This window comes from Inquilinus sp. CAU 1745 (assembly GCF_039839375.1).
GTDB lineage: Bacteria > Pseudomonadota > Alphaproteobacteria > DSM-16000 > Inquilinaceae > JBDOQU01.
Genome location: NZ_JBDOQU010000002.1, coordinates 222,722 through 246,784 on the forward strand (window position 1 = coordinate 222,722; position 24,063 = coordinate 246,784).

Consider the following 24,063-nt stretch of genomic DNA (forward strand, 5'->3'; position numbering starts at 1 on the left):
TCGGTGCAGGGACATGGACGCGCGTTTTCCCTGATCGGCGCTATATTCATCAATGATATTGTGACGGAGGGATCCGGCAATGACTCAGGTCAACAAGCTGGAAATCAATGAAGCGCGCCAGACGCTCTTGAGGGATTCAAGAACGGGTGAGCTCCTTCATAAGCCGAAAGCCCCCGCGATCCGCGAGATGACGAAGGGCGGCTGGACGGTAAAGGAATGCGGGTCGGAACGGCCGGCGACCCGGTAACGAGCTGAATCTCACGAAGAAGAATTAGGCGGCGAGGTTCTTCAGATGACGGATCAAAAGCCCAAACCGGTCGATCGACCGAAGGAATCTGCGGTTCAGCAGAAACCGTCTCCCCCTCCGACCCAGACGGTCATGAAGGGGGATAATCAACCTCCGACGAAGCGAGCTTGACGGCGGAGTGATTCCTACCCCGCCTCTGCCCGGCGGCTTTCGCGCTTGCGCTCGTGGGGGTCGAGGAGGCGCTTGCGCAGGCGGATCGAGGTCGGGGTGACCTCCACCAGCTCGTCATCGTTGATGTAGGCCAGCGCCTTCTCCAGCGTCATCTGGATCGGCGGGGTGAGGCGCACGGCCTCATCCTTGCCCGACGCGCGCATGTTGGTGAGCTGCTTGCCCTTCAGCACGTTGACTTCCAGGTCGTTGCCGCGGGTGTGCTCGCCGATGATCATGCCCTGATAGACGCGGGTCTGCGGCTCGATCAGCATCGGGCCGCGATCCTCGAGGTTCCACAGCGCGTAGGCCACCGCCTCGCCCTGGGCGTTGGAGATCAGGACGCCGGTGTGGCGGCTGGCGATCTGGCCCTTGTAGGGCGCGTAGGAATGGAACATCCGGTTGAGGATGCCGGTGCCGCGCGTGTCGGTCATGAACTCACCATGGTAGCCGATCAGGCCGCGCGTCGGCACATGCATGACCAGACGCTGCTTGCCGCCGCCGGAGGGCCGCATCTCCACCAGGTCGCCCTTCCGCTCCGACAGCTTCTGGACCACAACGCCGGAGAATTCCTCGTCAACGTCGACCTGGATCTCCTCCACCGGCTCAAGCTGCTGGCCGGTCTGGGCGTCGGTCTTCATGACCACGCGCGGCCGGCTGATCGACAGTTCGAACCCCTCCCGGCGCATCGTCTCGATCAGGATGGCGAGCTGCAGTTCCCCGCGTCCCGCGACCTCGAAGCTGTCCTTGCCCTCGGCTTCGGAGATGCGGAGCGCGACATTGCCCTCCGCCTCGCGCAGCAGCCGGTCGCGGATGACGCGGGAGGTGACCTTGTCGCCCTCGGTCCCGGCCAGCGGGCTGTCGTTGACGGCGAAGCTCATCGCCAGCGTCGGCGGATCGATGGGCTGGGCGAACAGGGGCGTCTCCACGGCCGGATCGCACAGCGTGTCGGCGACGGTGGCCTTCGACAGCCCGGCGATGGCGACGATGTCGCCCGCCTCCCCGGCCTCGATCGGCTGGCGCTCCAGTCCGCGGAAGGCCAGCACCTTCGAGACGCGGCCCACCTCCACCACCTTGCCGTCGCGCGACAGAGCCTTGACCGCCATGTTCGGCCGGACGGTCCCGCTATGGATGCGCCCGGTCAGCACCCGGCCCAGATAGGGGTTGGCCTCCAGCGTCGTCGCCAGGAGGGTGAAGGGCTTGTCGGCCTCCACCACCGGCGCCGGCACATGGCTCAGGATCAGGTCGAACAGCGGCCGCATGTCCTTGCGCTCGGCGTCCGGATCGTCCGCCGCCCAGCCCTGCTTGGCCGATGCGTAGAGGACGGGGAAATCGAGCTGGTCCTCATTGGCGTCCAAGGCCGCGAACAGGTCGAACACCTCGTCCAGCACCTCGTTGGCGCGCTGGTCAGGCTTGTCGACCTTGTTGATCAGCACGATCGGCCGCAGGCCCAGCTTCAGCGCCTTGCCCAGCACGAACTTGGTCTGGGGCATCGGCCCTTCCGAAGCGTCGACCAGCACCACGACGCCGTCGACCATGTTCAGGATGCGCTCCACCTCGCCGCCGAAATCGGCGTGGCCCGGCGTGTCGACGATGTTGATCCGCTGGCCGTTCCACAGCAGCGAGGTGCATTTCGCCAGGATGGTGATCCCGCGCTCGCGCTCCAGATCGTTGGAATCCATCACCCGCTCGGCCACCTGCTGGTTCTCGCGGAACGCGCCGGACTGGCGGAGGAGGACGTCGATAAGGCTGGTCTTGCCATGATCGACGTGCGCGATGATGGCGATGTTGCGGAGGTCCGTCGTCAAAAAAATCGTCCCGTCAAATAAGATGGTTGGGGGCGGGATGATGATTGTCCCGTCGAATCGCCCCCTGCCCGCCCGGCAACGACGATCGGCGGACGGCCGCCGTCGCGGTCTCCGCTCATGTTGCGGCGCACTATACCGATCGGCGGCCGATAAGCAAGAAATCGGGCGGCATGGCTGGTCTGTTCCCGCCGCTCATGCGTTAAATGGGGGCGGCGCCGCCATCTTTCCGCCCCAAAGGACAGCCTCAACCGGCCAATGATCTTCTCTACCCTCCGCCGCTCCGCGCCCCTCGCCGCGATGCTGACCTCCGCCCTCGCGATCTCGGTCGCCGCCCAGCAGGAGCTGGCGTACGAGGTCACGATCTCCGAGGTGGAGAATGACGATCTGGCCAAGGCGCTGGAAGGCAGCTCCAACCTGGTGGCGCTGGAGGAGGAAGGGGTGCCGGGCGGCGCGGTCGGCCTGATCCGCCGGACGGAGGCCGATATCGAACGGCTGCGCGGCGCGCTTCGCTCCTACGGTCACTATGTCGGCACGGTGGAGGCCACGATCGCCGGCCTGCCGCTGGGCGATCCGGCGATGCGGGCGAAGATAGAGGCCGCTCCGGCCGACGTGCCGGTGCCGGTGGAGCTGGAGGTCGATCCGGGCCCGGCCTATCTCATCGACGATCTGGCGATCGTGACCGCCGGTGACCGGTCGCCGGATCTTCCTGTCCCGATAGACCGGGAGGCGCTGCCGCTCCAGCCCGGCGACCCCGCCCGCTCCGGCGCCATCCTTTCGACCCAGAGCGCGATCGAGGGCCAGATCCGCGACCAAGGCTATCCCTTCGCCGGCGTGCCGCTGCGGGAAGCCGTGGTGGATCACGCGACGGAGGAGATGGATGTCACCTTCGGCGTCGAGACGGGGCCAAGCGCCACGATGGGCGAGGTGACGTTCGAGGGGCTGGATCAGGTGAAGGAGAGCTTCGCCCGCGGCCGCATCCCGTTCGAGGTCGGGGATCAATACTCCCCCGACAGGCTGACCGAGCTTCGCGACGATCTGGCCGAGCCGGATGTCTTCTCCTCCATCCGGCTGGAGGTCGCGAACGAGTTGACGCCCGAAGGTCGCCTGCCGGTCGACGTGACGGTGGTGGAGAAGCCGCGCCGGTTCATCGGCTTCGGCGCGGAATATGCGACCTCCGAAGGTTTCGGCGCGAACGCCTTCTGGGGCCACCGCAACCTGTTCGGCGGCGCGGAGCGGATAAGGATCGACGCGGAGGTCGGGCGGGTCGGCACGGACGAGGTGGCGTCCCTGGACTACCGTCTTGGCCTGTCCTTCAAGAAGCCGGACTTCCTGCGCCGCGACCAGAATTTGGTCGCCGATTTCGCGATCCTCCAGGAAAACCCCGACGCCTATGAGCGGCGGGGCGTGGAGGGAACGATCGGCATCGAGCGGGAGGTGACGGAGCGGCTGACCCTTGGCGCCGGCATCACCGGCGAGCTGTCGCGCGTGACGCAGGATGATGAGACGGAGACGATCCGGCTGATCGGCATACCGCTCACCCTCTCATACGACGCGACCGATAACCTGCTGGATCCGACCGAAGGCTTCCGCATCGACCTCAGCTTCACGCCGTTCCCGAGCTGGCTTGGATCGAACAGGAATTTCTTCAGCAGCCGCGTCATCACCAGCGCCTATGAGGATTTCGGCACCGAAGGCAAGGCGATCCTGGCCGGCCGGTTCAGCGTCGGCACGCTGTTCGGGGAAGAGCGCGACGACGTGCCGGCGTCCCGCCGTTTCTACGCCGGCGGCGGCGGATCGATCCGCGGCTACGATTATCAGAGCGTCGGGCCGCTGGATGAGGATGGCGACCCCCAGGGCGGGCGGAGCGTCGTGGAGGGCAGTCTGGAACTGCGCTACAGGATCACCGAGACCATCGGCATCGTCCCCTTCATCGACGCCGGCATGGCGTTCGAGGATTCCGTGCCCGATTTCAGCGAGGACCTGCAAATCGCCGCCGGGATCGGCGGCCGCTACTACACCGGCTTCGGCCCTATCCGCGTCGATGTCGCCTTCCCGCTCAACCCGCGGGAGGAAGACGACTTCTTCGCCTTCTATGTGAGCCTTGGGCAGGCCTTCTAAATGCGCTTCTTCAAGGCCATCCTGATCCTGCCGCTGGCCCTGCTGGCGGTGCTGCTGGGGATCATCACGCTAGTACTGGTCTACGCCCAGACCGACAGCGGCCAGCGCCGCATCGTCGGGCTGGTGGAAAGCCTGACCGCCGGCACGAACAGCCGCGTCACCATCGGGACCCTCGAAGGCGCGATACCGACCGACTTCACGGTCACCGGCCTTGAGGTCGCGGACGCGCAAGGCGTCTGGCTTTCCATCGACCGGCTTCATCTCGACTGGTCGCCGCTGGCGCTTCTGTCCCGCGATCTGCGGATCGATGTCGTGGAGGCTGGGACGATCCTGGTGGAGCGGCGTCCGTTGCCGGGCGAACCCCAGCCGGAGGAGCCGTCAGGAGGCCTGCCGACCCTGCCGGGGACGGTCAGCCTCGACCGGCTGACGGTCGGAGAACTCATCCTCCGCCAACGGGTTCTGGGCGAGGAGGCGCGGGTCACGATCGACGCCTCCGCCCGGATCGGCGCGCCGGAGGAAGGCATCTCCGCGATGCTGGAAGTGGCCCGCACCGACGGCGTGGACGGGCAGATATCGCTCGACCTCCTGTTCGTGCCGGAGACGGAAGCCCTCACCCTTTCCCTCAGCGCGTCGGAGCCGGAGGGAGGGTTGATCGCCCGCCTCGCCTCCCTGCCCGACCTGCCGCCGGTCACGGTGGCGCTGGAGGGCGACGGCACGCTGGACGATTGGCGGGCGACGCTGACCGCCGAGGCGCCGGGCGCGTTCGACATCGCGGCCGACGCCCGCATCCGCGCCGAGGGCGAGGATCGGCTTCTGACGCTGGACCTGGTCGGCGACGTCGCGGCTTTGGCGCCGGAGACGGCGCGGCCGCTGATCGGCGAGCAGGTGACGCTGGACGCCGACCTGCTGGTCAGCCCCGACCGCGTGGTCCGGATCAGCCGGGCGCTGCTGACGGCCGCCGCCGCCGATCTCACGGTCGACGGGACGTTCGATCCGGCGGAAGGCGTGCTGGACCTCACCTACGAACTGGACGCCGGCGCGGTGGAGATCTTCGCCGGAATCCTGCCCGACGCTTCCTGGGGCAGCGTCGGAATCGACGGCACGATCGAAGGCCCGACCGGCCAGCCCGTTATCACCGCGACACTGGCGGCGGAGGATGTGGCCCTGCCGCAGGCGTCGTTCGATGCTCTGGAAACCGCACTCACCATCGATCCTCAGGGACCGATCGCCGATCCCGCGACGGAGATCGCAGTCAGCGTGGAAGGCGGCGTGACCGGCCTGTCGCTGGGGGCCGCCACGGTCGACGAGTTCGTGCGCTCCCGCATCGGCTGGACGGTCGACATGGCGTTGACCCGCGCGGGCGACGTGACGCTGGATGCGCTGGCGATCGACCTGCCGTCAGGGTCGCTCCAGGCGTCTGGTTCGCTCGAAGGCTGGGGCCTTGTCGCATCGGACCTCGACGCCCGACTCCAGGCGCCCGACCTGGCGGCGTTCCGGAGCGTGGTCGGCCGGCCGGTGGACGGATCGGTCGACCTCGCCGCCGCCATCCGGTCCAAGGGACTGGCCGGCGAGGCGACGATCGACGGCGTGCTGGAGAATGTCGTCACCGGCATCCCGCAAATCGACGGGCTGCTGGGCGCGCGGACCACCCTCACCGGCCAGGTGACGCGCAGCGCCGAAGGAATCATCGACCTGACCGACATTGCCTTGGACGCCGAAGGCATCGACGCGAAGGTCGGCGGCCGCATCGCGCCCCGCGAGGTCCGCGTCGGCTGGGTGATTGATTTGCCGGACCTGTCGCGGCTCGGACCCGATCTCTCCGGCAGCGTCCGGTCCGAGGGCACGATCGCCGGCCCGATGCGGGCGCTGAGGGCGCTGACCCGTGTGGACGCCACCAATATCGTCACCGCCGGCCGGTCGATTCCGGAAGCGACCCTGATCGTCGAGGCGGGCGATTTGACCGGCGACCCGTGGGGCCGGATCGTGCTGCTCGGGACGGCGGAGGGGCTGCCGATCCGCGCCAGCGCCCGTTTCGCGCTGGAGGAGGAAGGGGTCGCGGAAGTGCGCGACATCGCAATCGACATCGCGAGCCTCGGCCTCGGGGGCGATCTGACCGTCACCCAATCGCCCTTCGCCATCACCGGGACGATCGAAGGCGGGGTGGAGCGGCTGGCCGATTTCTCCGCCCTGGCCGGTCAGGCGCTCGCCGGTTCGGCCACCATCGGCCTCTCTTTCGCCGCGCCGGAGGGCGTCCAGACGCTGGACGCCGCGCTGGGACTCCAGGGCGCGCGGCTGGGGGAGGCGGCACGGATTGCGGCGGCGGATGTCGAGGCGACGCTGGCCGATCTGTTCGGCGCGCCCTCGATCGACGCCGACCTCACCGCCTCCGGGATAGAAGCCGGCGGCCAGACGATCGACAGCGTCACCGCCAGCGCCGAAGGCAGCTTCACCGATATGGCGGTCGCGCTCGATGTCTCGGCGGCCGACGCCGCGCTCTCGACGGAAGGCGGTGTCGCCCTTACCGAAGGCGCGACGCGCATCGATCTCGCCAGCCTGACCGCCGCTTATAAGGGGGAGGAACTGACGCTCGTCCAGCCGGCGACGATCGCCCTGGCCGGTCGGGACGTGACCGTGGACGGGCTGGCGCTGTCGGTCGGCGGCGGGACCGTCAGCCTGGACGGGCGCTACGGGTCCGACATGGATCTGGCGCTGACGATCGAGGCCCTGCCCCTCAGCCTCGCGCGGCTGGCCGCTCCGGCGGCGGAGGTCGACGGTACCCTCAACGCCGAAGCGCGACTTCAGGGCTCGCTCCCGTCGCCCACCGGCAACTTCACGATCGACGTAGCCGATTTGCGCGTGCCCCAGGCGGCGGACGCGGGTTTCACCGGCTTCGACATCCGCACCACCGGCTCGTTGGGAGGGGGTCGGCTGGACGTTCGGTCAGGCGTGGCGCTGGCAGAGGACAGCCGGTTCGACCTGACGGCGAGCCTGCCGGTGACGTTCGATCCCGCCACGGCCGTGCCGTCCATCCCGCCGGAGGGGCGCATCTCCGGCGCGGCGGACGGCATGTTCGACCTGGCGCTCCTGAACCCGCTGCTGGCCGCCGGCGCGGACCAGGTGGCGGGACGGCTGGAAGTCGCGCTGACGGTCGACGGCACGATGGCGGGGCTGGACAGCGCCGGCCGCGTGACGCTGAGCGAAGGGCTCTACCGCAACGTCCTGAACGGGACGGAGATCACCGACATCGCCGCCACGCTGGAGGCCCAGGGGCGGGAAATGACGCTGACCCGCCTCACCGGCCGGACGCCGAACGGCGGTAGCATCGAGGGGAGCGGCAGCATCCTGCTGGACCCGAAGGCCGGCCTGCCGCTGGATATCAGCCTGACGCTGACCGACGCGGAGCTGGTCGACAGCGATCTGGTCAACGCCGTCACCGACGCCGACCTCCATTTGAGCGGTGAGCTTCTGACCGAGGCGCTGCTGGAAGGCACGATCACGATCGATCGGGCGGAGATCCGCATCCCGGACACCATGCCGCCCTCCGTTGCCGTGATCGAGGTGACGGAGGTGAACGCCCCGCCGGAGATCCAGGAACGGCTGGATCGGCAGGCCGAACGGCAAGCGCGGGCATCGGAGGGCAGCGCGGTCTCCATTACCCTCGACCTCGTCGTCAGCGCGCCGAACCAGATCTATGTGCGCGGCCGGGGACTGGATGCGGAGATGGGCGGCGACCTGACCATCGAAGGCACCAGCGCCGCGCCCCGCGTGACCGGCGCGTTCACGTTGCGCCGGGGCGTCTTCGACCTGCTGGGCAACCGGTTCGATTTCGAACGGGGCAGCGTGACCCTGACCGGGGCCAACCGGATCGACCCGATGCTGGACTTCCTCGCCGTCGCGCCCCTGGAGGACATCACCGCGCAGATCGCCATCACCGGTCGCGCGTCCGACCCGCAGATCGACGTTTCCTCGATCCCGGAACTGCCGGACGACGAGGTCCTGTCCCGCATCCTGTTCGGCAAGGCGACGGGGGAGTTGAACGCGCTGGAGGCCGTCCGCCTCGCCCAGAGCGTCGCCACCCTGACCGGCGTCGGGGCCGGCGGCGACGTGCTGGGCGACCTGCGGGATTCGCTGGGCGTCGACCGGCTGTCGGTGGAAGCCGGCAGCGGCGACGCCGGCCCCAGCCTCAGCGTCGGCGAATACATCGCCGACGATGTGCTGGTCGGCATCGAACAGGGGCTGGACGGCAGCGGCAGCCGCGTGACGGTGGAGATCGAGGTGACGCCCAACATCTCCGTCAACAGCGGCGTCGGCGCCGATTCAAGCTCGATCGGCGTGGAGTTCCAGTGGGACTATTGACCCCCACCCCGACCCTCCCCCGCTTCGCAGGGGAGGGAGCCGAATAGCCCCCTCTCCTGCCCCGCGGGAGAGGGGGTTGGGGGTGAGGGTGGCTTTCACCGTCCCGGCAGCGGCAGCGCCTCGGTCTCCTCCGGCACCGCGCCGAAGCGGCCTTCCCGCCAATCCTCCTTGGCCTGCTCGATCCGGTCCTTGTCGCGGGCGACGAAATTCCACCACAGCCGCCGGGGACCGTCCAGCGGCTCCCCGCCGAAGATCAGCAGCCGCGTCTCCGCCTCCGCGCGGACATCGATCGCATCCCCCGGCCGCAGCACCAGCAGACGCCTTTCGGGGAAGCTGTCGCCGGCGATCGAGATCGATCCCGAGACGACATAGAGCGCCCGCTCCTCCTGCTCCGCCGGGACCGGCAGCACCGCGCCCGGCGACAGCAGCGCCTCGGCATAAAGCGTCTCGGAGAAGGTCCGAACCGGCGACCGTTCGCCGTAAAGCGAGCCCACGATCAGCCGGACCGACTTCCCCTCCCCCGCGATCATCGGCAGGTCCGCCCCATCGTGATGGGCGAAATCCGGCGCGGTTTCCTCGAACGCCTCCGGCAGCGCGACCCAGGTCTGAAGCCCGGCGAGCCGCGAGCCACCTTTCCGCGCCTCAGGCGACGTGCGCTCCGAATGGGCGATGCCCCGCCCGGCGGTCATCCAGTTGACATCGCCCGGCCGGATCGGCTGGACCGTGCCCAGACTGTCGCGATGGATCATGTCGCCGTCGAACAGGTAGGTGACGGTCGCCAGCCCGATATGCGGATGGGGCAGCACGTCCAGCCCCTGCCCCGCATCGAACAGGGCCGGTCCCATCTCGTCCACGAAGACGAACGGCCCGACGCTCCGCCGCTGGATGGAGGGCACCGCGCGCCTGACCTCGAATCCGCCGATATCGGCCGTCCGGGGAATGACCACTGTCTCGACGGGCGGACACGCCGTCGGTTCGACCACCGGGTCCCGCGCTGGTTGCCAGCTCATCCCATCCTCCCTGTCTGCCGGTTCGATGATCGCGCCCATCGCCGTTCCGCAAAAGGGGAAATACCCCTCTCCCCTCCGTGGGAGAGGGAGGGACCCGATCGCGAAGCGATTGGGAGGGTGAGGGGGCATGCCCGCCCCAGCGATATCGGATTGTTGCTGATACGGAAACCCCCTCACCCTCCCGCTTCGCGGGCCCCGCCCTCTCCCACAAGGGGAGAGGGAATATTCGTTCACCCCGGATCCAGCAGCCTCGGTCCCGGACCCTGTTCGGCCAGCCGGTCGTGGGGGTTGCGGAGGGGGCAGCTTTTCAGCGAGAGGCAGCCGCAGCCGATGCAGCCGTCCAACTGGTCGCGGAGCCGCGTCAGCCGGGCGATCCGGTCGTCCAGCTCCGCCCGCCATTTCATCGACAGCTTGTGCCAGTCGGCCGCCGTCGGCGTCCTTTCCTCCGGCAGTTCCGCCAGCGCGTCGCGGATCGCGGCCAACGGGATGCCGGTGCGCTGCGCCACCTTGATGATGGCCACCCGGCGCAGCGCGTTCCGCGGATAGCGGCGCTGGTTGCCCTTGTTGCGCCGGCTTTCGATCAGCCCTTTGGCCTCATAGAAATGGATGGTGGAGATGGGAACACCGCTGCGCGCCGCCATCTCCCCCACCGAAAGCTCACGGCCGATATGGCTCCGGTCGATCCTGTGCATGGCGCGATATTTCCCGCTTGACCTCAACTATAGTTGAGGTTTTAGACCGAGTGCTCCTTCAGTCGCAACAGGATGGAAAAGTGCGATGAGCGAGCCGATCAATGTAGCCCCGATCAACGTCGCCCTAATCTATGGCAGCACCCGGCAGGGCCGGTTCTGCGATGTCGTGGGCCGCTGGGCCGCCGGACGGATCGAGGCGCGCCAGGACATGGCGCTGGACATCGTCGACCCCGCCGCCTTCGATCTGCCGATGCGCCATGGGGAGGAGAACGCGGACCTGGCCGAGCTGCGCCGGCGGATCGAACGGGCGGACGCCTTTATCCTGGTGACGCCGGAATACAATCACGGCTATCCGGCGATCCTGAAGCATGTGATCGATTCGACCGGCGGCGGCTGGCGCGCGAAACCCGTCGCCTTCGTCTCCTACGGCGCGATGTCCGGCGGAATCCGGGCGGTAGAGCAACTCCGTCAGGTCTTCGTCGAAATGCACGCGACAACGCTGCGTGACGGTGTCAGCTTCCACAGGGCCTGGGCTCAGTTCGACGATGCCGGGCGCCTGAAGGACGAGCCCGGCGGCGCGGCGGCGGCTGACGCCATGCTGGACCAGCTTTCCTGGTGGGCGCTGGCGTTGCGGGACGCACGGGCGCTGCGTCCCTACGGCCGGAAGGCGGCCTGACGGCCGTCACAGCATCCAGGCCCGGCCTCTGTTATCGGATCGAATCACCATGTTCCGCTTCTTCGAAACGCTGATCGACCCCTTCCCCAAGCGGGAGCCCGCGCCGCCGCCGCGCGGGCTGCTGGCCTTCCTCTATTACTATTCCCGGCCGGTCGCGCCGTGGCTCGTCCTGATGTCCTTGCTGACGGCCGCGATCTCCGTCGTCGAGGTGATCTTCCTCAACTATATGGGGTCGCTGGTCGACTGGCTGGCCGGGGCGGACCGGGAGACCTTCTTCACGACGCATGGCTGGAGCATCGGCTGGATGGCGGCGCTGATCCTGGTCGGATTTCCGCTCCTGACACTCTTCCATTCCCTCATCATGCACCAGACGGTCTTCGGCAATTACCCGATGATCGCCCGCTGGCTGGCCCATCGCTACATCCTGGATCAGAGCATGAGCTTCTTCCAGGACGAGTTCGCGGGCCGCGTCTCACAGAAGGTCATGCAGACCGCCCTGGCGATCCGCGAGACGGTGATGAAGCTGATGGACGTGCTGGTCTATGTCGCCGTCTATTTCGTCGGCGCCATGATCCTGATGGGCAACGCTGAACCGTGGCTGATGGCCCCGCTGATCCTCTGGCTCACGCTCTATGTCGGGATCATGATGGTGTTCGTGCCGCGCCTGCGCGCCGTCTCCATGGCCCAGGCCGACGCCCGCGCCCAGATGACCGGCCGGATCGTCGACAGCTACACCAACATCCAGACGATCAAGCTGTTCGCCCATACCAGGCGGGAGCAGGACTACGCCCGCGAGGCGATGGGCGAGTTCATGGGCACCGTCCACCGCCAGATGCGGCTGGTGACGAAGCTGACCGTCTGCCTCCAGACCACCAACGCGCTGCTGCTGGCGACCGTCGGCGGCGTCGCCATTCTGGCCTGGCAGCAATCGGCGATCTCGCTGGGCGCCATCGCCGTCGCCATCGCGCTGGTCATGCGCATCCGCGCCATGTCCGGCTGGGTGCTGTGGGAGATCGCGGGGCTGTTCGAGAATATCGGCACAGTCCAGGACGGCATCAACACGATCGCCGCGCCGCGCGCCATCGCCGACAGGGCCGATGCTCAAGAGCTCCTGGCCCCCAAGGGTGGCATCAGGTTCGAGAATGTCCGCTTCAACTATGGCCGCGACTCCGGCGTGATCGAGGAGTTCTCGCTCTCCATCCGGCCGGGGGAGAAGGTCGGCATCGTCGGCCGGTCGGGCGCCGGCAAGTCGACTTTGGTCAATTTGCTGCTGCGATTCTATGATCTGGAGGGCGGCCGCATCCTGATCGACGGGCAGGACATCGCCGGCGTCACCCAGGCCTCGCTGCGCCGTCGGATCGGCATGGTGACGCAGGACACCTCGCTCCTCCACCGCTCCATCCGCGACAATATCCGCTATGGCCGCCCCGACGCGACGGAGGCGGATATCGTGGAGGCGGCGCGCCGCGCCCATGCCGGCGACTTCATCGCGGACCTCACGGATTTGCAGGGCCGCATCGGCTACGACGCCCATGTCGGCGAGCGGGGCGTGAAGCTGTCGGGCGGCCAGCGCCAGCGCATCGCCATCGCCCGCGTGCTTCTGAAGAACGCGCCGATCCTGGTGCTGGACGAGGCGACCTCCGCGCTCGATTCGGAGGTCGAGGCCGCGATCCAGGAACAGCTCTACGCGCTGATGGAAGGCAAGACCGTCATCGCCATCGCCCACCGCCTGTCAACCATCGCCGTTCTGGACCGGCTGGTGGTGATGGAGGAAGGCCGCATCGCGGAAACCGGCAGCCATCAGGAACTCCTCCACCGCAACGGCCTCTACGCCGCCCTGTGGCGCCGCCAGTCCGGCGGGTTCCTCGGGCTCGACCTGACCGAAGCGGTGGAGGCGCGGGCGGGGGAGTAGCTAACTCACGCCGGCCGCCGCCACTACCCCTTCCGGCAGGCTTTCCGCCACATGGTCCCCCAGCAGCGCGATCTCTTCCGCCCGCGCGCAATCCTTGCGGCAGACGAGCCCGATCCGGCGGGACGGGGCGGGGTCGTCGAAATGGCGGAGGCGCACCCCGTCTTGCCGGTCGTTGGCGGCCAGCGCCGGCAGGAGGGTGAGGCCGACGCCGCCGGCGACCATTTCGCGCAAGGTCGCCAGGCTGGTGGCGGCGAAGGCGTCCGCCGCCGGGTTGCCGTGCTGCCCGCAGGCGGCCAGCGCCTGATCGCGGAAGCAGTGGCCGTCCTCCAGCAGCAGCAGAATCTCCCCCGCCAGGTCGTCCTGGCCGATCCGGTTCTTCTCCGCCAGCCGGTGCCCTTCGGGCGCGGCCAGAAGGAAGGGCTCGTCGAACAACGGCCGTTCGGAAAGGCCCGGATCGCCCGCCGGCAGGGCCATCAGCGCCGCCTCTAGCGCGCCGCGCCGCAGCAAATCGACCAGCCGGCCGGTCAGATCCTCCCTGAGATAGAGCTTGAGGTCGGGATAAGCCCGCCTCAACCCCGGCAGGATGCGCGGCAGGAGATAGGGGCCGAGCGTCGGGATGACGCCGAGCCGGAACGGCCCCGACAGCGGGGTCCCGCTACCCGACAACGCCGCCATCCGGTCGATCTCCGCCAGCACGCGGCGCGCCCGTTCCGCCATCGCCTCGCCCAGCAGGGTCGGCAGGACGCGACGTTTTGTCCGTTCGAAGAGCGCGCCGCCGACGATGCTTTCCAACTGCTGGATCTGGGCGCTGAGCGAGGGCTGGCTGATATGGCAGGCCGCCGCCGCGCGGCCGAAATGCCGGGCGTCCGCCACCGCCACCAGATAGCGGAGCTGCTTCAGGGTCATCGCCGTGCTCATAGGCCGAACCTATCAGAGCGTTCGGATAAATCGATTGGAAAAATGCTGCTCTGCAACATTTCTTAGAGAGGTTCTAAAATCCTGATTCACCTGAAAAATCTGGAGTCCCCCCGATGCTCACCGTTGGCGACATCTTCCCCGAATTCGCCCTCAAGGCCGTCGTCTCGACCGACGTCAAGACCGCTTTTACCGACGTCACCCGCGACAGCGAGAAGGGCAAGTGGAAGATCGTGTTCTTCTGGCCGAAGGACTTCACCTTCGTCTGCCCGACCGAGATCGCCGCGTTCGGCAAGCTGAACGAGGAGTTCGAGGACCGCGACGCCGTTCTCTACGGCGCGTCGACCGACAGCGAATTCGTGCATCTGGCCTGGCGTCAGAACCATGCCGACCTGAAGGAGCTGCCCTTCGCCATGCTGTCGGACATCAAGCGGGAGCTGTCCCAGGCGCTCGGCATTCTGGACAAGGAAGAGGGCGTGGCCCTGCGCGCGACCTTCATCGTCGATTCGGACAATGTGATCCGCTTCGCTTCGGTCAACGACCTCAGCGTCGGCCGCAACCCGCAGGAAGTGCTGCGCGTGCTGGACGCCCTGCAGACCGACGAGCTGTGCCCCTGCAACTGGCAGAAGGGCGAGGAGACGCTGCAGGCCGCCTGACCGGCCGTTCGCGTCCCCTTACGTCGCCGGAACCACCCTCACCCCAACCCCCTCTCCCGCAGAGCAGGAGAGGGGGCTATTGGACTCCCTCCCCTGCTCCGCGGGGGAGGGCCGGGGTGGGGGTGTCTTCGTTTCCTCCCCGAACCGCTGGAGCCTCCCCCAATGTCGATCGACGCCCTGAAAACCGCCCTGCCCGACTACGCCAAGGATTTGAAGCTGAACCTGTCGAACGTCGTGGCGACGCCGGGCCTGACCCCGCAGCAGCTCTGGGGCGCGGCGCTGGTTTCGGCGCTGGCCTCGCGCAACGCCACCGTCATCAAGGCGATCAATGCGGCGGCGGGCGAACATCTTTCCGATGACGCCGTCCGCGCCGCGAAGACCGCCGCCGCGCTGATGGGCATGAACAACATCTATTACCGCTTCGTCCATCTGGCGTCGGAGAAGGAATATTCGACCATGCCGGCGAAGCTGCGCATGAACGCCATCGCCAACCCCTGCGTCGACCATCTGGATTTCGAACTGTGGTCGCTCGCCGTCTCCGCCATCAATGGCTGCGGCATGTGCATCGACAGCCATGAGCAGGTGGTGGCGAAGAAGGGCGCGACGAAGGAGATGGTGCAGAACGTCATCCGCATCGCATCCGTCATCCACGCCGTCGCCGTGACGCTGGACGCGGAGGAGAAGCTGGCGGCCTGATTCCCGGTGGTCCGATCTCGCGCGATCCGCGCGGATGGATTCTCCGGGAACGTCTCTCCGGTTTTCCTGTTCGCATGGGGAGAAGACGGCTTCGCCTTCGCGGCGGCCGTCCGCCCATACGGACAAGGAGAGACCATCATGGCCAGACGCCTGGATGGAAAGACGATAGCGGTTCTGGTTTCCGACGGATTCGAGCAGGTGGAGATGACCCGCCCCGTCGAGGCCCTGAAGGAGGCCGGCGCGACCGTCCGCCTCGTCAGCCCGGAAAGCGGCGACGTTCACGGCAACCATCATCGTGAGCATGGCGACGCCTTCCCCGTCGATGTGGAGCTGGGGTCGGCCATGGACAGCGACTATGACGGCCTGCTGATCCCCGGCGGCCTGTTCAGCCCCGACCTTCTGCGCACCGACGACCGGGCGCTCAGCTTCGTGAAGGCCTTCTTCAGGGACGGCCGGCCTGTCGCCGCGATCTGCCACGGTCCGCAGGTGCTGATCAGCGCCGGGCTGGCGAAGGGCCGCAGGATGACAGGCTACAAGGCGATCCAGATCGATCTCGCCAATGCCGGCGCGACCGTGGAGGACCAGCCGGTGGTAACCGACCAGGGGGTGGTGACCAGCCGCTCGCCCGACGACATCGACGCCTTCAACCCGAAGATGATCGAGGAGTTCGCCGAGGGCCGCCACAGCCGGCACGCCGCCGAATAATCACGCTCCCCGACCAAGCCCCCGAACAGAAAGGACCGCCCCCATGGGACATGTCTATGCCGTGACGGAGATCGTTGGATCCTCGGAATCAAGCATCGAGGACGCCATCCAGACCGCCGTCGAACGCGCCTCCCAGACGCTGAAGAACCTGCAATGGTTCGAGGTCGGGGAGATTCGCGGCCATATCGAAGGCGGCAAGGTCGGCCATTATCAGGTGACCCTGAAGCTCGGCTTCCGCCATGAGGGGCGGGATTAGGGCCCGTTGCGCTTGATTATCCCGGCGCGTCGGTGGTCACGATAGCCGGCGGGGGCTTGACTTCCGCCGGCAAATGGCCAGCTTTGGCTTATGACCATGGCGATCCATATACCCGCACCCCTTCCTGGAGTGCGCTTTATCGCGGGAGCGTAGCCCCCGGTCCGGACGCCATGCGCCCCCGGGCCGAGGGGGCGGACATGCGGCATCGCATGTGAAGTATCGCGGAGGACGTAGAACCGTCCCGCGACATCGGCGCTAAATCACGACAACGAGAATTTCAGCCGGATCGGCGATCGCCTCCGGAACCGCTTGACCCAAGCGGTGACGGGGGCCGTCGCGCGACGGCGACATGGATGTACGAAATGCAAAACAGCAAGAACAGCCGGCGGAAGCCGGCCATCACGGTCTGCCGGTCAGACCACGCGAAACTATCGGATCTGGCGACGGCGGCGGAAGCCAGCGCGCCGGAGGCAGCGGAGGAACTGCTCGGCGAGCTTGACCGCGCGCGCATCGTGGCCGACGGGTCGCTGCCCGCCCGGATCGCGCGGATCGGGTCGACAGTCGAATACAAGCCCGACACCGGCGAGGCCAGGACGGTCACGCTGGTTCTTCCCGGCCAGGCCGATATCGCGGCGGGCAGGGTTTCCGTCCTCACCCCCATCGGAACCGCCCTGATCGGGCTGGCCGCCGGCCAGACCATAAGCTGGACGGCGCGCGATGGCCGCCGGCACGATCTGACCGTCCTCGCCGTCGGCCAGCCGGAACCGGCGAAGGTCGAGCGGAACTGGAGCCAGCACACGGCGATCGGCGCCGCCTGACCCGACGCCGGGAATGCCGGCGGCGCGCCGGCGAGCTTTGAGGGGGAAGTTCGAGAATGAAAATCATCGTCCTGGGCGCGGGCGTGATCGGGATCACGACCGCCTGGTATCTCGCGGAAGCCGGGCACGAGGTGGTGGTGATCGACAGGCGGGACGGCCCCGCGCTGGAGACCAGCTTCGCCAATGCGGGCGAAGTGTCGCCCGGCTACTCCACGCCCTGGGCGGGCCCCGGCATGCCGGTCAAGGCCGTGAAATGGCTGCTCATGCGCCACGGCCCGCTGGTCCTCAGGCCAAAGCTCGACCCCGCCATGTGGCGCTGGCTGCTCCAGATGCTTCGGAACTGCACCGCCGCGCGGTATGCCGCGAACAAGGCGCGCATGGTGCCGATCGCGGAATACAGCCGCGACTGCCTGCGGGCGCTCCGCGCGGAAACCGGCATCGCCTATGACGAGCGCAGCCTCGGCACCCTCCAGCTTTTCAGAACGCAAAAGCAACTCGACAGCGTCGGCGAGGATATCGCCATCCTGAAGGAATACGGGGTCGCTCATGAACTGCTCGACCCGCAAGGCTGCGTCGGGGCCGAACCCGCCCTGGCGGCGGTGCGGGAGAAATTCGTCGGCGGCCTCAGGCTTCCGGGCGACGAGACGGGCGATTGCCAGATGTTCACCCGGCAACTCGCCGCCTTGTGCGCGGAGCGAGGGGTGACGTTCCGCTACGGGACCAGCATCCGCTGGCTGGATGTGAGCGGCGGGAGGATTTCCGGGGTGGAGACCAATTCCGGAACCGTGACCGCCGATGCCTATGTGGTCGCCCTCGGCAGCTATTCCCCGCTGCTTCTCCGGCCCATCGGCGTTCCGGTTTCCGTCTATCCGGTGAAGGGCTATTCGATGACGATCCCCATCGGGAACCCGGACGCAGCACCCGTTTCGACGGTCATGGACGAATCCTACAAGATCGCCATAACGCGGCTTGGTGACCGGATCCGCGTCGGCGGCACGGCGGAGATCTGCGGCTACGATCTGCGGCTTCACGATTCCCGGCGCGCGACGCTGGAACATTCGGTCGGCGATTTGTTTCCAGGCGGCGGATCGACGGCCGACGCCAGCTTCTGGTGCGGCCTGCGCCCGATGACCCCCGACGGCCCGCCGCTGATCGGCGGCGCGCGGTATCCGAACCTCTATCTGAACACCGGCCATGGAACGCTGGGCTGGACGATGGCCTGCGGCTCGGGCCGGATGCTGGCCGATCTCGTCTCCGGCCGCTCGACCGACATCGACCCCGCCAGCCTGGCCCCTGACCAGTCCCCGAATCTCACCGCAAAAGCGGCGTGAGCCTCCGCCGGGACGGTGGAGCGGATGGCCGCGCCGCCATCCGGTTTACCCGCGATGGAGGCATGGCTGGTAATGTCCGACGTCGAATGATTCTTCCGGGACGGTTGTAGAGGGAACGCGCATGCAGAGCATCTTCAGGCTGTCGCTGCTCAGCCGGTATTCGGCCTTCGCGGCCTGCGTTCTTCTGGCCGCTGTCTTTCTCCTGGCCCCGATCGATCATTGGTCGGGGCCGGTCCTGGCCGCCCTGTTCGTGATCCTGTCGGCGATCGGCATTTACGACCTGATCCAGACCCGGCATTCGATCACCCGGAATTATCCAGTCATCGGGCATATCCGCTATCTGGTCGAATCCGTCCGGCCGGAGCTTCGCCAGTATCTGTTCGAGACCGACTTCGAAAAGCTGCCCTTTTCCAGGATGCAGCGATCGCTGGTCTATGCCCGCGCCAAGCAGGAGCCGGACCAGCGGCCGTTCGGCACGGTCCTGGACACGAGAGCCGAGGGCTACGAATTCATCGGCCATTCGGTGCGCCCGGCGCCGCTTGCCGACCCGACGACGTTCCGCACAACGATCGGCAACGACCAGTGCCGGCAGCCCTATTCGGGATCGGTCCTCAATATCTCGGCCATGAGCTTCGGCTCGCTGAGCGGCAACGCCATCATGGCCCTGAACAAGGGCGCGAAGCTGGGCGGGTTCGCGCAGGACACCGGCGAGGGTAGCGTCAGCCCCTATCACAGACGCCATGGCGGCGACCTGGTCTGGCAGATCGCCAGCGGCTATTTCGGCTGCCGGAACGAGGATGGGAGCTTCTGCCCCGACCGTTTCGCGGCGCAGGCCGCCGACGACCGGATCAAGATGATAGAGGTGAAGCTGAGCCAGGGCGCCAAGCCCGGCCATGGCGGCATTCTGCCGGGGCACAAGGTCAGTCCGGAGATCGCCGAGACCCGCGGCATCCCGGTGGGCCTGGAATGTGTGTCGCCCGCCTCCCACGGCAGCTTCTCGACCCCCATCGAGATGATGCAGTTCCTGGCGAAGCTGCGCGAGCTGTCGGGCGGCAAGCCCGTCGGCTTCAAGCTCGCCATCGGCCAGCCCTGGGAGTTCATGGCGATCGTGAAGGCGATGCTGGAAACCGGGATCGTGGCGGATTTCGTGGTCGTCGACGGTTCCGAAGGCGGCACCGGCGCGGCGCCGCTGGAACTCAGCAACCATGTCGGCACGCCGATGCGGGAGGCCCTGCTGCTGGTCCACAACACGATCGTCGGCGCGGGCCTACGCCCCAAGATCCGGATCGGCGTCAGCGGCAAGATGATCTCCGCCTTCGATCTCGCCTCGGCGCTGGCGATGGGGGCGGACTGGGTCAACGCGGCGAGGGCGTTCATGTTCGCCATCGGCTGCATCCAGTCGCAGAGCTGCCACACCAACAAATGCCCGACCGGCGTGGCGACACAGGACCCGCTGCGGCAGCGGGCGCTGGCGGTGCCGGACAAGGCGCAGCGGGTGGCTAATTTCCACCGGGGCACCCTGCACGCGCTGGCGGAGCTTCTGGCCGCCGCCGGCCTGGAGCATCCCTCGCAATTGCGGCCCCATCACCTGGCACAGCGCATCAGGACCACGGAGATCAAGCTGCTGTCCCAGTCGCTCCCCTATCTGGAGCCGGGCGAATTGCTGACCGGCGCGACCGATCACGCGTTCTACGCCAACACCTGGTCGATCGCCCGCCCGGACCGCTTCGGCGTCGCCTGAAAGCTGCTCCGCCAGCGCGTTGAATTTCTCACGGAGGCAGACGGGTAGGTCTTCCACATAGATGTAGTCAGCATCAGAAGGGCTCGCGTTCTTCCGCTGCCGGCTGCTCACGCTCGCTTGGAAAATCGTCGCTCACTCGCGGGCCGCACAGGAAGAGATCGTCCCACCGCTTGCCTTGCGGCACGACCACGCGGCTGTGGCCGATCTTGAGAATATCGACCTGATGCACATCCTCGGGAAAGGCGACCGCCTTGGGCAGCCGGACCACCTGACTGCGGTTGCTGGTAAACACGGTCGAACTGGTCATGACTGCCTCCCATTTGGGATATTCACGGCGGCGCATCTTCGCTACGCCGGGACGCCGCTGATCCGCAGTCCGTCGAGCAAGACCCGGAAGCTTTCAACGACCTTCTTCGAGGTTTCCTCCGGATCGTCGGAACCGGCGATCCATTGGGCCGCATAGCTGCTGGCCCCGTTGATGAGCCGGGCGCCCGCCTCGGGATCGATGTCCACGATAATGCCGTCCTCCCGCAGGGCACTTAAGCTCCTGGCCACGGCGGCAATGCAGCCATTGGCGCTCGGCCAACGCGCCGGGTCGCCCAGGACGGCCGGGCCGTCACGGAACATGATGCGCTGGATCTCCGGCTCAAGCGCCATCTCGACATAACCGACATTCTCGTCGACGAAACCCTGCCAGCGCGTCGGCGCCTTCGCCGCAATGGCCGACAGCCGCGCGGTCATCTCGGCGTCGATTTCCGTGACGACCGCCTGCAGCAGCCCTTTCTTGTCGCCGAAATGGTGATAAAGCGCGCCGCGGGTCAGCCCCGCCGCGGCGGTGAAGTCATCCATCGACGAGTCCGCATAGCCCACCGTGCCGAACGCGTGCCGCGCGGCCGCAATGAGCTTGGTGCGCGTTTCGGCGATCATCTCCTTGCGCGGCCTGGGCATTCGTTCTCCTCAATTCTTATACGTCGCGTATGTTAATTGACATACACGACGTATGTGATTATCTGATTTGCATACGCCACGTATGTAACTGGCGCATCCATGGAAATCAAGGAGCGTCCCCATGCCCAATCCCTATAGGGAAGTTTTCCGGACTCCGGGAGCCAAGGGGTTCTCGGCCGCCGCCTTCGTCGCACGCCTGCCTGTCGCGATGGCCCCTATCGGCATCGTCGCTATGCTGTCCCAGACTCATGGCGAGTACTGGCTGGCCGGCGCGGTCTCGGCGACTTTCGCCCTGACAAACGCCTTCGTCGCCCCCCAGATCTCGCGCCTGGTGGACCGTCTCGGCCAGACGGCCGTCGCGGCCCCGGCGACAGCCTTGTCGGTCGTGGCCTTTGTCGCGCTCATCGTGGCGACCCGACAGGGCTGGCCCAACTGGACGCTCTTTGCGTCGGCCTTTCTGGCGGGGGCGATGCCCAGCATTCCGGCCCTGGTTCGCGCCCGCTGGACCGAAATCTTCCGCAATCGCCCCGAACTGAACACCGCCTTCGCCTTTGAATCCGCGCTGGACGAGTTGGTCTACATTGCGGGCGCATCGCTTTCCGTCGGCTTGGCCGTCGCGCTCTTCCCGGAAGCCGGCATGATGATCAGCACCGCCTTTCTGGCGTTCGGAACCGCTTCCTTCCTCCTGCAGCGCTCGACGGAGCCGAAGGTCCGTGCCCTTGACAGCGGCGCGCCCCAGGGATCGGCCATCCGGCTGCGCCCGGTGCAGATCGTCACGCTCGCTCTCGTCTTCGTGGGATCCATCTTCGCAACGGCCGAAGTGAGCGCCGTGGCGATCACCAAGGACCTTGGCCAGCCGAACGCAGCCAGCCTTGTCATCGGCGTCTACGCGGTCGGTTCGTTCGTGATCGGCCTGATCCTTGGCGCCGTGAATCCTCGCATGCCGCTGCAACGCCAGCTCCTCATCGCGGTGAGCGTGCTCGCCATCACCGCCCTGCCCCTGCTCGTCGCCGGCACGACGGTTCTCCACCTCGCCGTCGCCGTCTTCGTCAGCGGAATCGCCGTTTCGCCCACCTTCATCACGGCCTTCGGCCTGATCGAGCGCCGCGTGCCGGAGTCGATGCTGACTGAAGGGATCACCTGGGTGATGACCGGCATCGGCGCCGGCATGGCGCTCGGCGCATTCGTTACAGGTTGGGTCGTCGACAATTTCGGGGCGCAGAACGGGTTCTGGGTCTCGGTTGCGGCCGGCGCCGCAGCGGTACTGACCGTGGGGCTGGGCCAGCGGAGCCTGTCCGGCGAGCGAGCGGCCAGGAACCCTCTGCCGCAACCGGCGGAGTGACGGGGGGCCGAAGCGAAAGGGTTCTGGAGCGGCCCCGCAGCCGAGCGCCGGCCGCTCCACCGCCGGGCCTGACGATCAGTTGACATGCGAAACACATGCTTACATGCTTGAAACATGGGAACGATGATCCAGATCCGCAATGTCCCCGAGACGTTGCATCGCGAACTCAAGTCGCGCGCCGCCTTGGCCGGCATGTCGCTCTCCGACTATCTGCTCAGCGAAATTCGCCAGGTGGCGGAACGGCCGACGATCGATGAATTACGGGCGCGCCTGCGCAGCCGCACGGAAACGGCTCCTTCCGTGCCGCCGGCCGAACTGGTTCGCGCTGAGCGTGACCGCGTGTGATCGTCGTCGACGCGTCGGCCCTGCTTGAAGCCCTTCTCCGCACGCCGGCGGCGAAAGCCGTGGAAGATCGGCTGTTCGCGCCGCGTCAAACGCTTCACGCACCGCATCTGCTCGATGTGGAAGTCGCACAGGTGATCCGGCGCTACGCCGCGAACGGCGAAATCGACGGCGAACGCGGCCGCATGGCTCTCGCCGACCTGGCGGACCTTCCCCTGCGGCGATATCCGCACGATCTCCTTTTGCCGCGCATTTGGGATTTGCGGAACAATCTGACGGCCTATGACGCCGCCTATGTCGCGCTGGCCGAAGCACTCGATACACCACTGCTGACGCGCGACCGACGCCTGGCCTCGGCCGCCGGCCATCACGCGCGGATTGAATTGGTGTAACGCCCTCCGGCGCCGCAACGGCACAACGAAAAACGCGGGTAGAGTTGTCGGGAGCCGCGCCGGTCGTTCGTCCTCGGTGCAAAGCGCCAAGAATCCGGACAACCAGGAGTCTCCGATGATCCCTATCATCACAGCCTTTGAACGGTCTCCCGATCGCGGCCAGGGTCTGGCGCGCGACATGCGCGTTCGCTGGGCGCTCGAAGAAGTGGGCCAGCCCTACGAGGTTCGTCTTGTGTCGTTCAAAGCGATGAAGGAACCCGCGCATCTTTCGCTTCATCCTTTCGGGCAGATTCCGACCTATGAAGAGGGCGACCTCGCCCTGTTCGAGTCGGGGGCAATCGTGTTCCATATCGCGGAGAACCATGCGGGCCTGCTGCCGGACGATGCGAACGGCCGGGCGTGCGCGATCGCGTGGATGTTCGCCGCACTCAACACGGTGGAGCCGCCGATCTTCGATCGCAGCCTCGCCAGGATATTGGAGCACAACGAGCCCTGGTATGAGCAGCGCCTGCGTGTCCTCGAAGACAGCATCCGGAAACGGCTGGGTGGGCTTTCCGATCGCCTCGGCGATGCCGACTGGCTGGATGGCGCGTTCAGCGCCGGTGACCTGCTGATGGTGACGGTGCTGCGCAGGTTGAACGGATCGGGCATGTTGGAGGAATACCCGAACCTCGCCGCCTACGTCGCCCGCGGCGAGGCGCGGCCCGCCTACAAGCGCGCCTTCGACGCCCAACTGGCGGTTTTCACCGCCGCTTCGACCGGCTGATCAAAGTCGCCCATCGGCGGTTTATGGCGGACCGAAAACGAAACGGAGAACTACGTCTACGCTATAGCCCTCCAAAATAATTGATGAAAGCGGACCCGGCGGCAAGAGCGCCGGGGACTGTTTCGGGAG

The 24,063-nt window shown here is 67.1% G+C and carries 21 protein-coding genes; 15 read left to right on the forward strand and 6 right to left on the reverse strand.

Annotated elements, in window-relative coordinates; translation table 11 throughout:
* Positions 1-432: 432 nt before the first annotated feature.
* A complete protein-coding gene (gene typA / locus AAFN89_RS03480; RefSeq protein ID WP_347535940.1) occupies positions 433-2,262 on the reverse strand; it encodes a translational GTPase TypA in 1,830 nt (609 codons plus the stop codon).
* Between the two features lie 255 nt (positions 2,263-2,517).
* On the opposite strand from typA, the gene AAFN89_RS03485 reads away from it, so the two are divergent.
* Positions 2,518-4,380, forward strand: coding sequence for an autotransporter assembly complex family protein (locus AAFN89_RS03485; RefSeq protein WP_347535942.1), 1,863 nt, complete (start codon positions 2,518-2,520; stop codon positions 4,378-4,380).
* Positions 4,381-8,736: a translocation/assembly module TamB domain-containing protein gene (locus AAFN89_RS03490; RefSeq protein ID WP_347535944.1), complete on the forward strand. Its 4,356-nt coding sequence runs from the start codon at positions 4,381-4,383 to the stop codon at positions 8,734-8,736.
* Between the two features lie 95 nt (positions 8,737-8,831).
* Here AAFN89_RS03490 and AAFN89_RS03495 read toward each other — a convergent pair whose 3' ends face one another.
* Positions 8,832-9,746, reverse strand: coding sequence for a pirin family protein (locus AAFN89_RS03495; protein WP_347535946.1), 915 nt, complete (start codon positions 9,744-9,746; stop codon positions 8,832-8,834).
* 230 nt (positions 9,747-9,976) lie between these two features.
* Positions 9,977-10,438 carry a redox-sensitive transcriptional activator SoxR gene (gene soxR, locus AAFN89_RS03500; protein WP_347535948.1) on the reverse strand — a complete coding sequence of 154 codons (462 nt, stop codon included), beginning with the start codon at positions 10,436-10,438 and terminating at the stop codon, positions 9,977-9,979.
* 85 nt (positions 10,439-10,523) lie between these two features.
* Here soxR and AAFN89_RS03505 point away from each other — a divergent pair, with 85 nt between their 5' ends.
* Both AAFN89_RS03505 and AAFN89_RS03510 read left to right on the forward strand, forming a co-directional pair.
* Complete coding sequence (locus AAFN89_RS03505; RefSeq protein WP_347535950.1) at positions 10,524-11,114, forward strand: NAD(P)H-dependent oxidoreductase; 591 nt, start codon at positions 10,524-10,526, stop codon at positions 11,112-11,114.
* A gap of 49 nt (positions 11,115-11,163) precedes the next feature.
* Positions 11,164-13,026 (forward strand): ABC transporter ATP-binding protein, encoded by a 1,863-nt coding sequence (locus AAFN89_RS03510; protein WP_347535952.1) that lies wholly within the window; start codon positions 11,164-11,166, stop codon positions 13,024-13,026.
* Here AAFN89_RS03510 and AAFN89_RS03515 read toward each other — a convergent pair whose 3' ends face one another.
* A complete protein-coding gene (locus AAFN89_RS03515) occupies positions 13,027-13,932 on the reverse strand; it encodes a LysR substrate-binding domain-containing protein (RefSeq protein WP_347535954.1) in 906 nt (301 codons plus the stop codon). It abuts the gene before it with no gap.
* Positions 13,933-14,057: 125 nt separating this feature from the next.
* Between AAFN89_RS03515 and AAFN89_RS03520 the strand changes: the two genes are divergently transcribed.
* The 7 genes from AAFN89_RS03520 (at position 14,058) to AAFN89_RS03550 (ending at position 20,144) form a co-directional block, all read left to right on the forward strand.
* Positions 14,058-14,597 carry a peroxiredoxin gene (locus AAFN89_RS03520; RefSeq protein WP_347535956.1) on the forward strand — a complete coding sequence of 180 codons (540 nt, stop codon included), beginning with the start codon at positions 14,058-14,060 and terminating at the stop codon, positions 14,595-14,597.
* Between the two features lie 162 nt (positions 14,598-14,759).
* On the forward strand, positions 14,760-15,293 hold the full coding sequence (locus AAFN89_RS03525) for a carboxymuconolactone decarboxylase family protein (RefSeq protein ID WP_347535958.1): 534 nt from the start codon (positions 14,760-14,762) through the stop codon (positions 15,291-15,293).
* A gap of 138 nt (positions 15,294-15,431) precedes the next feature.
* The gene (locus AAFN89_RS03530) at positions 15,432-15,998 is read left to right on the forward strand and encodes a type 1 glutamine amidotransferase domain-containing protein (protein ID WP_347535961.1); all 567 of its coding nucleotides are present in this window, start codon (positions 15,432-15,434) and stop codon (positions 15,996-15,998) included.
* A 43-nt stretch (positions 15,999-16,041) separates the two neighbouring features.
* On the forward strand, positions 16,042-16,254 hold the full coding sequence (locus AAFN89_RS03535) for a dodecin (protein WP_347535963.1): 213 nt from the start codon (positions 16,042-16,044) through the stop codon (positions 16,252-16,254).
* Between the two features lie 362 nt (positions 16,255-16,616).
* The gene (gene rnk / locus AAFN89_RS03540) at positions 16,617-17,072 is read left to right on the forward strand and encodes a nucleoside diphosphate kinase regulator (RefSeq protein WP_347535965.1); all 456 of its coding nucleotides are present in this window, start codon (positions 16,617-16,619) and stop codon (positions 17,070-17,072) included.
* A 56-nt stretch (positions 17,073-17,128) separates the two neighbouring features.
* On the forward strand, positions 17,129-18,403 hold the full coding sequence (locus AAFN89_RS03545) for a D-amino acid dehydrogenase (protein ID WP_347535967.1): 1,275 nt from the start codon (positions 17,129-17,131) through the stop codon (positions 18,401-18,403).
* Between the two features lie 121 nt (positions 18,404-18,524).
* Entirely contained in the window at positions 18,525-20,144 is a 1,620-nt protein-coding gene (locus AAFN89_RS03550; RefSeq protein WP_347535969.1) for an FMN-binding glutamate synthase family protein, read from the forward strand.
* 73 nt (positions 20,145-20,217) lie between these two features.
* On the opposite strand, the gene vapB is transcribed toward AAFN89_RS03550, so the two are convergent.
* Together vapB and AAFN89_RS03560 are read right to left on the reverse strand one after the other, a co-directional pair.
* Positions 20,218-20,451, reverse strand: coding sequence for a type II toxin-antitoxin system VapB family antitoxin (gene vapB, locus AAFN89_RS03555; protein ID WP_347535971.1), 234 nt, complete (start codon positions 20,449-20,451; stop codon positions 20,218-20,220).
* Positions 20,452-20,492: 41 nt separating this feature from the next.
* A complete protein-coding gene (locus AAFN89_RS03560) occupies positions 20,493-21,092 on the reverse strand; it encodes a TetR/AcrR family transcriptional regulator (RefSeq protein WP_347535973.1) in 600 nt (199 codons plus the stop codon).
* Between the two features lie 121 nt (positions 21,093-21,213).
* On the opposite strand from AAFN89_RS03560, the gene AAFN89_RS03565 reads away from it, so the two are divergent.
* From AAFN89_RS03565 to AAFN89_RS03580, 4 genes are all read left to right on the forward strand, one after another.
* On the forward strand, positions 21,214-22,434 hold the full coding sequence (locus AAFN89_RS03565; protein ID WP_347535975.1) for an MFS transporter: 1,221 nt from the start codon (positions 21,214-21,216) through the stop codon (positions 22,432-22,434).
* A 123-nt stretch (positions 22,435-22,557) separates the two neighbouring features.
* Positions 22,558-22,779 carry a hypothetical protein gene (locus AAFN89_RS03570; protein WP_347535977.1) on the forward strand — a complete coding sequence of 74 codons (222 nt, stop codon included), beginning with the start codon at positions 22,558-22,560 and terminating at the stop codon, positions 22,777-22,779.
* A complete protein-coding gene (locus AAFN89_RS03575) occupies positions 22,776-23,168 on the forward strand; it encodes a type II toxin-antitoxin system VapC family toxin (RefSeq protein WP_347535979.1) in 393 nt (130 codons plus the stop codon). The genes AAFN89_RS03570 and AAFN89_RS03575 overlap by 4 nt, the downstream gene beginning before the upstream one ends.
* A gap of 76 nt (positions 23,169-23,244) precedes the next feature.
* Entirely contained in the window at positions 23,245-23,934 is a 690-nt protein-coding gene (locus tag AAFN89_RS03580; protein ID WP_347535981.1) for a glutathione S-transferase family protein, read from the forward strand.
* The last annotated feature ends 129 nt before the right edge of the window (positions 23,935-24,063 follow it).